The 11,842-nt window shown below is 45.4% G+C and carries 5 protein-coding genes and 1 pseudogene; 4 read left to right on the top strand and 2 right to left on the bottom strand.

Annotation, left to right across the window (positions count from 1 at the left end; translation table 11 throughout):
• The 4 genes from MHH50_RS09885 (at position 1) to MHH50_RS09870 (ending at position 4,742) form a co-directional block, all read left to right on the top strand.
• Complete coding sequence (locus MHH50_RS09885) at positions 1-1,455, top strand: GDSL-type esterase/lipase family protein (protein WP_076184309.1); 1,455 nt, start codon at positions 1-3, stop codon at positions 1,453-1,455.
• 13 nt (positions 1,456-1,468) lie between these two features.
• Positions 1,469-2,569, top strand: coding sequence for a mandelate racemase/muconate lactonizing enzyme family protein (locus tag MHH50_RS09880; protein WP_340034249.1), 1,101 nt, complete (start codon positions 1,469-1,471; stop codon positions 2,567-2,569).
• A gap of 17 nt (positions 2,570-2,586) precedes the next feature.
• Positions 2,587-3,429, top strand: coding sequence for a sugar phosphate isomerase/epimerase (locus MHH50_RS09875; RefSeq protein ID WP_076301282.1), 843 nt, complete (start codon positions 2,587-2,589; stop codon positions 3,427-3,429).
• Between the two features lie 152 nt (positions 3,430-3,581).
• Positions 3,582-4,742 carry a glycosyltransferase family 1 protein gene (locus MHH50_RS09870; RefSeq protein ID WP_340034248.1) on the top strand — a complete coding sequence of 387 codons (1,161 nt, stop codon included), beginning with the start codon at positions 3,582-3,584 and terminating at the stop codon, positions 4,740-4,742.
• On the opposite strand, the gene MHH50_RS09865 is transcribed toward MHH50_RS09870, so the two are convergent.
• Together MHH50_RS09865 and MHH50_RS09860 are read right to left on the bottom strand one after the other, a co-directional pair.
• Positions 4,714-5,178, bottom strand: a complete 465-nt coding sequence (locus MHH50_RS09865) for a DUF2269 family protein (RefSeq protein WP_232061246.1) — start codon at positions 5,176-5,178, stop codon at positions 4,714-4,716. The genes MHH50_RS09870 and MHH50_RS09865 overlap by 29 nt on opposite strands.
• 149 nt (positions 5,179-5,327) lie before the next feature.
• A pseudogene (locus tag MHH50_RS09860) lies at positions 5,328-11,517 on the bottom strand (SGNH/GDSL hydrolase family protein).
• Positions 11,518-11,842: the final 325 nt, after the last annotated feature.

Below are 11,842 nucleotides of genomic sequence, written 5' to 3'. Positions count from 1 at the left end.
ATGTTGAACTTTCGTCTAAATACTAACCGTGTAGAACAAGATGCGATTTCTCAGGAAACCTCACTACTCACCCTCTATCCGCTCGAGACGGATCACCCCCGTCCTTTTATATTGGTATTGCCTGGTGGAGGTTATCAGCACTTAGCCAAACATGAAGGAGAACCTGTGGCTCAATGGCTAAACAGTCTAGGTATTCATGCAGGTGTACTAGATTATCAGGTCGGAGATTTCAACGTCTCTTCTTTGTTAAATGATGTTGAGGAAGCTCTCAAATGGATTAGGGAAGCACCCAAAGCTTGGAATTTGATCTCAGACAAAGTAGGGATGATTGGATTCTCGGCAGGAGGACACTTAGCTTCTATCTTTTCTACCACTAGAGCAGAGAAACCAAACCTTCTTCTATTAGGTTACCCTGTAATCACTTTCCAAGAGCCCCATTCGCACAAGGGAAGCCGGCTACATTTTCTTGGAGACGACCCATCACAAGCGGAGCTTGACTCCTTTTCCTCAGAAGCCCAGGTGGATTCACTCACACCTCCAACCTTTATCTGGACAACAGCGAACGATGCCAGCGTTCCCGTGGAGAATAGTCTGTTGTTCGCCTCTGCCCTGTCTAATCAGGGAATTCCTTTTGAATTACATATCTTTGAAGAAGGGCGGCATGGTTTAGGGCTTGCAAAAGAACACCCTCATTGCCAGCAATGGCTTTCCCTTGCTGAGAATTGGTTAAGGGAACGCCAATACGTTAAAGGAGAAGAAGACCTTATGAGACAACAACTATTTATTGCAGGCGATTCCACTGCGGCCATTAAAGGCGCTGGAGAAAAACCTATGACCGGCTGGGGAGAATACCTGCAAAGTTATTTTCGGACTTCTATTCAAATCCAGAATCGTGCAATTAATGGTCGAAGCACCAAATCGTTCATAACAGACGGCCGCCTCGATGCTATCAGAAAAGACTTCCAACCCGGCGACTACCTGTTTATTCAATTTGGACATAACGATGAGAAAAAAGAGGATCCATTACGTTACACCGATCCTGAAACCGAATATCGCCATAATCTCATTCAATATATAGATGCTGCTAGGCAGCTAGGGGGGACTCCGGTTCTGTTAACCTCTGTAAGTCGCCGCCGCTTTAACGCCGATGGAGAGCTGGACCCGTTTGCTGTAGGTGCTTATCCCGAGGTAATGAGACAAGTGGCTGAAGAAACGCACACTCCGCTACTTGATATTTTCCCAGCCTCGCAAGCGCTCTATCGTTCATTAGGCGAAGAGGAATCCAAGAAGTTATTCATGCATTTGCCAGCGAAAACACATCCCAATTACCCAAATGGGGTTACGGATGATACTCATTTCTCAGATGAAGGTGCCCGGGAAATTGCTAAACTTGTGGTTCAAGCTCTTAAACAAAATACAGCCTCATCTCTATCAAACTTACAACAACTTTTATAAGGAGTGATCAAAGATGTCTCTAATTAAAGAAGTTATTACGGAGTACTATCGTATCCCTTTGCCAGAAATCATGGAGGATGCTAAACATGGCTTGCATACTCATTTTGAAGTTCCCATTGTCAAAATTAGAACGGATGACGGTCGTGAAGGTGTAGGTTATACCTATACTGGCGGATTTGGCGGCAAAGCGATCTGCTCACTAATTGCTAATGAATTAACACATATCTTAGTTGGCAAAGACGCCAGCTGTGTGGAAAGTATCTGGGAGCAGATGAACTGGGGAATACATTATGTTGCTCGCGGGGGCTTGGCTAGCTTCGCCATTGCGGCATGTGACATTGCGTTATGGGATTTACGTGCAAAGAAAGCAGATGAACCTCTCTACAAACTTCTGGGTGGCGCAAGCAATGAGGTCAAATGTTATGGTGGAGCGATTGATTTAAACTTCCCATTAGAAAAGCTCCTGCGCAACAATCAAAAATACTTAGATATGGGCCTCCAGGCTGTCAAAATTAAACTAGGCCAAAAAACATTAGCTGAAGATGTGGAACGAGTGGCTGCGGTACGCCAATTGGTCGGCCCGGATGTAGCCTTTATGGTCGATGCCAATATGAGCTGGAGTGTGGAAAAAGCGATAAAAGCCGCACGTGAATTTTTGAAATACGACATTCTCTTTTTAGAAGAACCAACGATTCCGGAAGATTATGTCGGCTATGCACGGATTGCTGAAGAAACAGGAATGGCCGTTGCAGGCGGAGAGAACTTGCGCACATTAACCGAATTCCATCACATGCTGCAATATGGTCATGTTGATTTTCCTCAACCTGATGCTTCCAATATAGGCGGGATAACGGGCTGGTTAAAGGTAGCTCACTTAACACAAGCCTATAACCTTTCCGTTTCCACACATGGAATGCAGGAATTGCACGTTAGTTTGTTAGCAGCTATGCCAAATGCAGGTTATCTCGAAATGCATAGCTTCCCTATCGATCAATACACTACACGTCCGCTAGTGATTAATAAAGACAATGGGATGGCAGTTGCGCCAGAAGTAACGGGCACTGGTGTTACCTTTGACTGGGACAAATTAGCACCTCACAAACAACAATACTAATAGGAGCGATCGATCATATGAGCATTCCCCTTCAACTAGGTGTTCGAGCACATGATTTCACACAAGTTCCATTGCAAGAGTTAATTGAGAAGATTAAGTCCTATCATTTCACTCATATCCAGTTCGCACTTAAGAAATCTTTTCCTGATAGTGCCCCTAGCCTGACGGCTATAAGCCCTGGAACAGCCAGCTATTATGGCAATGCCTTTAGACAGGCAGGTATTCAGATTGCGGTTCTGGGCTGCTATGTAAATATTGTAGACACCGATCCTCACAAACGGGCGCAAGCGTTAGCCGCATTTAATACCCATCTGCGCTTGGCCCGGGATTTCGGCGCTAGTCTGGTAGGTACGGAAACCGGAAGTGTGGGACTTGGGTATACCACAGATAATTTTACAGAAGAAGCCTTCCAAGAGGTGGTGGCATCAGTTAAGGCCATGGTGGCGGAGGCCGAACGTTTTGGTGTGACGGTAGGAATCGAAGCAGGACTTCATCATCCGCTGTACACCGCGCCCTTAACCCGCCGACTTCTGGATGAAGTCCCTTCTAACAATCTTCAGGTCATATTGGATTGCGCAAATCTAATGTCGCCTACAAATTACTTGCATCAAGAAGCTATTATTACGGAGGCTTTGAAGCTTCTAGGAAATCGAATTGCTGTCATTCATTTAAAAGACTTTATCGTCCAAGAAGGAGCCATAAAAATAGTCCCTGTAGGTCAAGGGTGGCTAGAGTTTGAGCCGATCCTTCGTTATATGAAATATGAACGTCCTCATATTCAAGGAATCCTGGAAAGCACTCCTGAGTCACATTTAGGAGAAAGCATTACCTTTTTGCAACAGATATACGAATCCTTGTAGGGCTTCATCCCATTAAAACTAATAAATCCACTGCACACCTCTTTATCTTACCTGGTGCAGTGGATTTTTATATTCTGTTTAACATCCGTTTGACCTCCATCAAATAATCGCCTGTTATGATCAGGGCATCAAGAGTACCTGGGAGGGGTTCCATGCGTCTTGCTTTATTCACGGACACATTTCTTCCGCAAACCAACGGAGTTTCACGTACGCTTCAACGATTAACCACCCATTTGAAAGAGCGCGGTATTGAACATCTGCTTTTCTCACCAAAATCTGCTCCTGAAGACAGTTATGCCGATCCCATACGTCCCATTACCAGCATCCCCTTTTTCTTATACCCTGAATGTAGACTCGCACTGCCCAATATGTCCTCTATCCAATCAGAGCTGAAAGCTTTTCGTCCCGATCTGCTTCATATGGCAACTCCGTTCAATATCGGTCTCTGCGGCCTTCGTTATGCGCGCAAACATGATCTGCCCCATGTCGCCTCCTATCATACCCATTTTGACCGCTATCTTGAATATTACCGGATGAAAAAAATCGCTCCGCTCTATTGGAAATACATGAAGTGGTTTCACCGCTCCTGTGATGCCACCTTTGCACCATCCTACGAAACCCTCGATTCCCTCCAAGCTCAAGGCTTTCATCGCCTGAAGCTATGGTCCAGAGGCATCGACTGCCAGCAGTATACCCCCAAAAAACGCAGCCATGAGGTCCGTGAGCGCTACGGAATTACCGCACCGTTACTGCTTCTATATGTGGGAAGAATCGCCCCTGAAAAAGATATACAGACGCTTGCTCTCGCCATGCAGCAATTGCCCGAATCTACGCAATCTCAGGTTCATTGGCTGGTCGTTGGAGACGGTCCCCTTCTGCCGGAAATGCGGGCACAGGCGCCGCATAATGTCACGTTTACAGGCTATAAACATGGTGACGAGCTTGCCCAATTATATGCCTCCGCAGATCTGTTCATCTTCCCTTCCAGTACAGAAACCTTCGGTAATGTTGTCTTAGAGGCTATGGCCTCAGGACTGCCTGTCCTCGCAGTAAATGAAGGTGGGGTGAAGGATCTGGTCACACCCGGCCGCACAGGAGTAATTGTCGAGCCCCGCTGCCCGGATGCTTTTATTCGTGAGATTTGTGCATATGTAGAGCACCCTCAAAAGCTAGCTGCTATGGGGCATGAAGGTCGACAGCTGGCACTCGGCCGCTCTTGGGAGAATATTTTTGATGGACTCATCCGCGATTATGAAGAGATCATTGAGAATAGGCGTTATGATCTTATACCGGCTTTACTACCATTAATATAATAATGACGATAGTAAGTACATGAACTGCCGCTTCTAGCGGAGCGATCTTGTTCATAGCGGTAGTGTAACCATCAGGAATTTCTTCCCCTTCGCTGGTCATTACGAGCTGGGTTAGCTTTTTCAATCGGGGCTCAACCATTCCAATAATAATCACTTCGATCACGATAAAAAATAATAACGACAGATTTAACCACAACACCGACAAGCCCATTTTATCTATGATCATTAACAAAATACCTGTAACGATCAGGGTGATCCCACCTGTCTTAGGGAATCTGTTTATTTTCTTCATAAGACCAAATACAAAACGAAGCTGACTGCCTGTCTTGGCTGAGCTTGTCAGTATTGGCAGCACAAAAGCTGGTCCAATTCCCACTATGGATGCTATAACATGTATAACTACCACAAGCTTTGAGATCATATGCGTCAAATCCATATTTACAATCCCCCCTATCATTCGTTGTTTAGATTCATATGAGGCTGATAGGAGAATTAGTCTTGCAGAATCCTTTAAATCTTAGATAATCTAAAAAAAGCGCCTAGCCGGATATTACCGACTTAGGCGCTTTTTTAACAAATATTCAGTTATTTTACCGTAACTTTCATGATCGCACTCTCATTTACCCCTTGATCATTCAACAGTTCAGCCCGGTATTCATAGATGCCTGGAGAACGGTTAGTGATAGAAGTAGAAGCCGTTTGTGCGTTTGGGGTACCCGCTGTTAAAGTCTGAGTATCGATCAGTATTCCGTTCTCATACAAGCGATACTCTTTGCCGTTCATCCCCCACCATAAATTCATAGTCACTTTATACTCTCCATCACCATCCCAGTTGTCATTGGACAACACCGGCTTAGCTGGTGCAGCATCCTTCACGATAACCACATGAGCAGCAGACACCGTTGTGCCAAAAGAATTGGTTAGCTCAGCCGTATAGGTGTAGGTTCCGTTTTCTTTTCCGGTAATATTAGTCACTGCAGTCTGTGCAGCTGGGGAATCATCACGTAAGGTTTGCGTGTCGATTAAGGCACCGTTCTCATATAGCTTGTAGACCGTACCATTATTGCCCCACCACATATTCATTGTGATTTGGTAATCCCCGTCCAAAAGTCCTGTATCCTGCCCATTATTATTGGATAGAACCCATTGCCCCGGAACACCTGTAGCCTTCTGAGGTCCACTTACGAACACAATCACTTGTTCTGTCGTCGAAAGTCCAGCGTTATTAATGGCTGTTGCGATGAACGTATGCGCTCCCGCAAGCCCTGTGAGTGGAATCTCATCTCCATAAACGACAGGTTTACCATCAAAAGTAATATCCAGACTGCGAATACCAGACTCTGGATCTTCCGCTACGACCTGCACCTTCAATACATCCGTTTCACTCATTTGAGCAGAAGGTAAACCAGAAATCGTAGGTGGTGTAGTATCTTCAGTTTCTCCCGGTGAGCCTACATATTGAATTTTTGGAGCCGCTGGTTGTTCCATCCCTTCACCAAGAAAGAATCCAGGGTGCGGAGGTTGATTATAGCCTACATTTTGCCAAGCTACTGCCAGGCGGTAGATCGGATCATGCATCAATGTGCGAATACGATAATCTGTCATATCCGTTGTTGTGTAGATCTGTAGTTCAGAACTGTCCGTTGCCCGCCAGATCACTTCTTCACGCCAATCCCCGAACAGATCTGCCTGCAAGCTTGGATTCGCCTTGGTGCCATTATTTGAAGAAGCACCTACAGCCGTGAATAAGTTAACCGTTGTCTGATTGGTATAGTCCCACTTATCCACTCGATTCGCATCCAGTAATTCACGTAAAAGATCACCATCCCACCAAATACCAAAATTCGTGGAGGAAGGCAGTTTTTTAGTGATTAGTTCCCCTTGCGCACTGTATAGGCCCGTAACAGGTATATGCTCCTCATTGGTGATCGTTGCAGCCCATACCTCTTCGCCAGCATATCGCGGATCAATATCTGCTGACATTCCCCGCCCAGTGTCAATCCCCGTGAATACACCCCATAATATTTCTCCTGTAGCTGCATCACGCATTTCAATCCCATACTTCGAATCGGTATGCTCATGAACATCAAAGACTTCCAGCCCGGGTCTGGTAGGATCAAGGTCTCCGAAATGAATTGCATCACCATGGCCAAGCTTTGTATTATACAGCGGCAATCCGTCATCGTCGATTGCCATCGCGCCGAAGGTTATTTCGTCCTTGCCGTCGCCGTCCACATCGCCTACAGAAAGATTGTGGTTTCCTTGACCAACGTAGTCTCCATATCCTTCATCATTAGAATCGAAACGCCATACTTTCTCGAGCTTGCCCTCGCGATAATTGTAAGCTGCAAGTACGGTTCTAGTATAATAACCGCGGCTAAAAATCACGCTTGGCTGCTCGCCGTCTAAATAAGCTACAGCTGCCAAAAAGCGGTCTACACGGTTACCATAGGTATCCCCCCAAGCGCCAACATCTCCACGTGGCGGATCATAATCAACGGTATCCAATGCCCGGCCTGTTGCCCCTTCGAACACCGTTAAATATTCATTGCCCAGCAGCACATAACCCGAACTGTTACGATAGTCTGCACTGGCATTGCCGATGACTTTTCCTTGACCATCCACTGTGCCATCTGCCGTCTTTTATCATAATTTCGGCACGTCCATCACTATCCAGATCATATACCAGGAATGGAGAATAGTGTGCGCCGGCACGAATATTAGGCCCTAAATTAATCCGCCATAAGCGAGTTCCATCTAATTTATAAGCGTCCATATAGACAAGTCCAGTATACCCAGCTTGAGAGTTATCCTTGCTGTTCGAAGGTGACCACAGCATGATGATTTCATATACACCATCACCGTCCAAATCACCTACACTTGCATCTCCCGCACTATACGTATACGGTTGACCATCCTTGGTGTAATCATCTGCTGGCTTTTGCAAAGGGATCGATAGATATTGCTTCTGCCATACGCTGAATGGTTCCGAAGCAGATTTCTCGACTCCATTGATTACTGATGTGATTCTATATTTGGCATCCTCCGTGCCTTTAGTATCGAGATAGTTCGTGTTTTGAGTAATCAACGAATCATTAAGTTTCTTATCGCCACGATACAGATTGAATCCTATCGTTTCCGGATCCAGACCTAACATCCGCCAGCTGATATAAACACCCTCATCTGTCTTAACCGCTACAGGCGCACGATCCAGCGCCTCCATCTTCCGGTATAATGTTGTCACCGCTGAGGTTTCCAACGTAGCGGATAGATCAGAGATGCCGCCTGCATTTACCGAGGCTACTTTGTAATAGTAAGGAATGGTAGTCAGAACGGTCGTGTCTGTGTACGAAGCTTCGAATGATTTGCCGATCAGGATGAACTCACTGTCTGCGGATTTCGCACGATAAATGTTGAACATCCGTGCATCCGGTACCTCATTCCAAGTAAAGGTCACATCATTTTTGTTCGTAGATTGTACCGCTAGACCACTAGGTACGGCTGCTTTTGCTACGGAGGGGTCAATCATAGACACTTTTAGCGCATTGGAGCCTACAGATTCCAGTCCCGTGCTGTCGACCGAAGTTACCGTATAGATATATTCCATACCAATATCCGCAGTGGTATCTGTGTAGAGCGGCTCTGTTGTTTCGCCCAGCAGCTCTGCACTATTCGCAACCGTAGCCTGACGATATACACGGTATTTCAGCGCACCCTCCATACTATCCCAAGAAAGATTAGCAGTGATAGGCTCACTGTTTAAATCCAGGCTACCCAGTTTCAGATTCGTTGGGGCTAATAATAACGGTGTGATCTCCAGCCCATTGAGATGAGCGGTTGTGCCACTAAAGACAAGATTCATCTGCCCGTCTTTGACAGCAATCTGGTTATACAGCTTCTCAGCAATATTTTCCTTACCTGAGGAGACTGTTCCGTAATCTTTGCCTTCAATGGCTACATTCGTCTTGGCAGATCCAATCCAATCTCCTGTATAGGTCTTAACAGAGTAATAACCATTGGGTAAATCAACTTTGAATTCATACGATCCTCCAAAATAAATCACAAAATCTCTGCGCAGATCGTCCGTCGCATTTCCCCGATCCCGATCAATCATCCCTGCACTCGAGGTCAAACCATATCCACGTTCTGGGGTATACAGGACATTCACATTCACTTCCGTATAACCCGCAGCAACGGGTGAACCAACAGGTCCAAAATCATAACGATACTGAGCGGATTTCGTAGTCAGCTTCACTTCATCTGAAGGCTCAGACTCTCCTAGCCCGTTCACTGCAGTCACTCTTACCGAGTAGCTTTGACCTTCAACCAACCCGCTTAATGTCAATGAAGGGACAGTTGAAGTTCCCGCTAATGTATAAGCAGATTCGGCTTCTACCGCTAGCTTACGATAGATTTTATAGATATCTGTACCTTCTACTTTATTCCATTTCAATACTGCACCTGCATTACTGATACTCCCAGCTACAAGACCTTCAGGCTTCACAGGCACCGTTTCCGGCTGTTTGATGTCCTGCACAAAGCTGGAGAGTGGAATATTTAATTCCCCTATTCCTTTGGCCAGCAGACGGGCCATTTGAATGGCTCCGTATTCTTGAAAGTGAGTATCGTCTGTCGAGCCATTTGGGAAAGCACCATATATCCCTGCATCGAGGTGAAGGAATACAGAGCGTGTAGCTGCAAAACCGATAGAATTGTAAAAAGCTACACTGAGTGCGCTAAGATCGACCAAATCAACATCAAGTTCACTTGCTACCTCTTTCATAGCCTGCACATATTCTGGAAAGCTCACATTGAATTTTTCGCTCGCAGCATTATAATCTCTGCGCCCCATGGGGGTCACCAGAATCGGAATTGCTCCTCTTTGCCTAGCTCCATTGACATATGTTTTTAAATAAACTTTGTAATCGGCTGGAGAAGCATATCGGTCTGGAACGCTAATCGTTGCGTCATTATGACCAAACTGGATCAGGAAATAATCACCCGGTTGGATCTTACGCAGCACTTCATCCAGCCTTCCCTCGACAATAAATGACTTAGAACTGCGGCCTCCGATAGCGTGATTCTTAAACGTTACTTCCTCACTAAAGAAATCAGGAATCATTTGTCCCCAGCCTGCTTGTGGTATCCAATAAGGATCATAAGTCTGCACGGTTGAATCACCCGCAATATAAACCGTTGGCAATTCATTAGCAGGACGGTCTGGCTGCTTAGTAATCACCAGTGCATTGATATTTGGCTTAGTGCCAGAGAACACCAAGTTCATTTGTCCATCCACTAAAGCAATGTCAAAGCTCATTTCCAAATACTGGCCTGCTGTTTTGCTCGTCTGTTGAACTTTTTGAATGGATTCGACTTTGATGCCAATCTCTGTATCTCCGGCGCTGTCACCAGCGATAAGTGACACTGTATAATCGCCATTCGGTAAATCTACATTAAAAGTTGCATCCTTAGGAACCACAAAATCTGATCGCAAAGGATCTGAGGTTCCTCGGTCTACCCCAGTTACTCTCGATATATCTGTAAATCCATATTTAACCTCAGAGGAATAAGATACCCCTGCATCTACCTTAAGATAACCTTCAGCCACAGCACCCGGACCAAAATCAAAGGAATAAACATCCCCTTCTGGCAAAGTTCCAGGAGGCGTATACACGGCGCTTTCCACCTTGTTAGATAGCTCTGATTCGCCTTGGTCATTGGCTGCCTTCACCCCATAATATTGCTGTTTTGAGGTGTCCGCTGAGGCATCCGTAAATGTCGTCTTCTCTGACTGACCAATCTCATGGAATGTTCCATCTGCTGAATCAGACCTTAAGATCGTATAGCGGCTAGCTCCAGCCACACTGTTCCAATTCAGTTGAACAGAACTTACACCGACACTGACAATTGAAAGACCGGTTGGTGCTGCGGGAACCTCTACCCCCGGAATTTTGTCTACGGTCACAGATGCGCTCAAAGCAGACTCCTCACCCTTTCCATTTACAGCTGACACATTGTAAATGTAACCACTGCCTTCATTTACATCTGAATCCACGTAGCTGTTAGCAGCAGCTTGACCTATGGCTTGAAGGGTTCCACTAGAAAGAACCGTTCGATAAATATTGTAATAGACTGCTTCTGTCACGCTGCTCCACCCCAGAGATACCTCAGTGGGAGTGATATTATGAAACACTAATCCCTCAGGGGCTTTCAATGGACCTGGTACAATCTGCTGAATAATTAGTCCATTTAAATATCCGCCAACCCCTGTACCCGTAATGCCGACGGTCAGTTGACCATCTTGAACAGTCGTCCGGTAGGTAGCTTGATTTACAGCTTGCTTGCTGCTTATCGACCCAGCCGTACTACCTTCCAAAGTAATCGTAGTTTTGGTTGTACTTGTACCCGCTAGTAAATCTCCTGAGTATACAGTCACATCGTAATCCCCATTAGGAAGATCCACCAAAAAAGAATAGGACAGTCCCAATACAAAATCGTTGGTCATATCGTCTCCACCCGAGCGATTCCTCGAAGCAACCGCCTGATCTAAACCATACCCTAGCTCATTCGTATATAATTCAGATTCATGCACGCCTGTATAACCACTCATAACAGGACTTGTTGCTGTTCCAAAATCATATTGCAAGGTTATTGGGCCTGAAGCTGCACTGGCCTGTTGCCCCCCAAATGTTGTAGATGGAAGTATTGATGAACAAATGAAGATCCACGACAATAACACCATAAATATTTTATTTCCAAGCTTATTCCTCTTCATCTTCCGTGCTTCACCCGCTTTCTTATGATTGAAAGAACTTAGTACGCATCTAGCCCCGTTGTAGTAAACGCTTACAATAAGCTTCGTTGTCATTCGTTCTTCAAATATAAGTTCACTTCGTGCGCGTATCCCCTCCTCTTTGCTCAGGCAGCTGGATGGTAGATGATTCCAGTTTCACTCATATCCAACACGATACTACCACCTAAGTGTCACTCTGAACATTTAAAAAACAGATTTTATCATACACTAAACCGTTCAATTTCTTCGCCTATAGTTATAAAAACCTACGATTTGGGAAGAAGTTAGGACAGAAGAATCAGTGAGG

Source organism: Paenibacillus sp. FSL H3-0302, assembly GCF_037982245.1.
Lineage (GTDB): Bacteria > Bacillota > Bacilli > Paenibacillales > Paenibacillaceae > Paenibacillus_AQ > Paenibacillus_AQ odorifer.
The sequence above is the reverse complement of the archived record's forward strand: the minus strand, read 5'-3'. Positions and strand labels throughout refer to the sequence as shown.

Excerpts from the sequence above, each read along its gene's own strand:
- MHH50_RS09865 (WP_232061246.1), bottom strand. The coding sequence starts at position 5,178 with ATGGATTTGACGCATATGATCTCAAAGCTTGTGGTAGTTATACATGTT.
- MHH50_RS09885 (WP_076184309.1), top strand. The coding sequence starts at position 1 with ATGTTGAACTTTCGTCTAAATACTAACCGTGTAGAACAAGATGCGATT.
- MHH50_RS09880 (WP_340034249.1), top strand. The coding sequence starts at position 1,469 with ATGTCTCTAATTAAAGAAGTTATTACGGAGTACTATCGTATCCCTTTG.
- MHH50_RS09875 (WP_076301282.1), top strand. The coding sequence starts at position 2,587 with ATGAGCATTCCCCTTCAACTAGGTGTTCGAGCACATGATTTCACACAA.
- MHH50_RS09870 (WP_340034248.1), top strand. The coding sequence starts at position 3,582 with ATGCGTCTTGCTTTATTCACGGACACATTTCTTCCGCAAACCAACGGA.